This window comes from Aquabacter sediminis (genome assembly GCF_028863665.1).
GTDB lineage: Bacteria > Pseudomonadota > Alphaproteobacteria > Rhizobiales > Xanthobacteraceae > L1I39.
In genome coordinates this window covers 1-1586 of record NZ_JARBFX010000029.1, presented here as the reverse complement: position 1 = coordinate 1586, position 1586 = coordinate 1, and the positions used below count along the sequence as shown (strand labels likewise).

Below are 1586 nucleotides of genomic sequence, written 5' to 3'. Positions count from 1 at the left end.
AAATCACCTTGCTGAATCTGGGGAGGCATTTCCCCACTCGGCAGGAAGACTGGCCTTTGCTGTGTCGGCGTATTGAAGAATTGATGAGTGGTCAGGCCGTCATGATTCAGGATGCTGTTCCGGAAGCCATCGAGAAGGCCGCGCAACGCTATGCCGGACGGCTGATCGAGGTCGCGCCCAAGGAGGGGGTTGCCATCGGATCCGGGTCGGTTGCTGGTACTCTGCCGCATGACTTCCAGGAAGTGGATGTCGATTCTCTGCAACTGATGAAACCGCGCTAGGTCGGCGTCGAGCACCTTGGTTTATACGCCCTGTCGCAACTGGGGTTTGTCGAGAAACTGAGTGAGTTGGGGGTCAATGGTGTCATGCGCGCGGCGATTCTGGGTAATGTGATTGGGCGCATGGCCAAACCGGCCTCGGAGTTGGCGACCTGGAACTGGTTGCAACGGCATAGTGCGTTGGGAGAGTTGATCGATTTCGATTTCGAGGCCATGCCACACACACGCCTGTACCACGCCTCGGATGTGCTGATGAAGCATCGCAAAGTCATTGACGAGCATATCTTTTCTGCTGTCCAGACGCTTTTTGGTCTGGATGAGACGGTAACGCTGTATGACCTGACCAACACCTACTTTGAGGGCGAAGCCGAGGGTAATTCAAAAGCGAAACGGGGACATTCGAAGGAGAAACGCAGCGATTGCTCTCTGATGACGCTGGGTTTGATTCTGGATGGCAGCGGGTTTGTGCGGCGTTCCAGAACCTTCGCTGGCAATGTGGCCGAATCCGGCACATTGGAGGGGATGTTGGAGGGCCTGGATGCGCCACGAGGTGCGTTGGTCATCATGGATCGGGGAATTGCAACGGAGGCCAATGTTGGCTGGCTGGTCGAACACGGTTATCGCTATTTGGTGGTCAGCCGGGGTGGGGCGAGGCAATTCGATGAAACCCAGGCGATCCGCATCGAAACTGCGGGGGGGGATCCTCTGCGCATCCAGAAAGAGATCAGCGAGGATGGCAAGGAGGTTCGTCTGTATTGCCACTCTCTGGGCCGTGAGAAGAAAGAAAGCGCCATGGTCGAGCGCTTTGCCACGGGGTTCGAGAACGGCTTGAAAAAGATCGTCGATGGGCTGGCCAAGCCGCGTGGCGAGAAGCGTCATGGCAAACTGCTGGAGCGCATCGGGCGCCTCAAGGAGAAAAGCCGGGGGGCCAGCCAGCATTACCAGGTTGAGCTCATGGCTGATGAATCTGGCAAGTTGGCTACTGGGCTGACCTGGGAAAAGGTGCCGGTGAACGGCACGATGGCGACCCACCCCGGCGTGTATTGTCTGCGCAGCAACGAAACCGGCTGGGACGAAGAAAAACTGTGGCGTACCTATACGATGCTGACGGATCTGGAGAGCGTATTTCGTAGTCTGAAGAGCGAGTTGGGCTTGCGGCCGGTCTATCATTCGACAGAAGAACGCGCAGATGGACACCTCTTTATCACGGTGCTGGCCTATCAGGCCGTGCAGGTGCTACGAACGAAACTGAAGAAAGCAGACATCCACGACAGTTGGGCCAGCCTGCGCGAAACGATGAGCGTACAG

At 57.0% G+C, this 1586-nt stretch carries 2 protein-coding genes; both read left to right on the top strand.

From position 1 onward, the window contains the following. On the top strand, positions 1–281 hold a 281-nt coding region (locus tag PV781_RS24010; RefSeq protein ID WP_274778136.1), incomplete at its 5' end, for a hypothetical protein. A 30-nt stretch (positions 282–311) separates the two neighbouring features. Further along, positions 312–1586, top strand: a 1275-nt coding sequence (locus PV781_RS24005) for an IS1634 family transposase (protein ID WP_342455466.1), incomplete at its 3' end; no start/stop codon positions are given.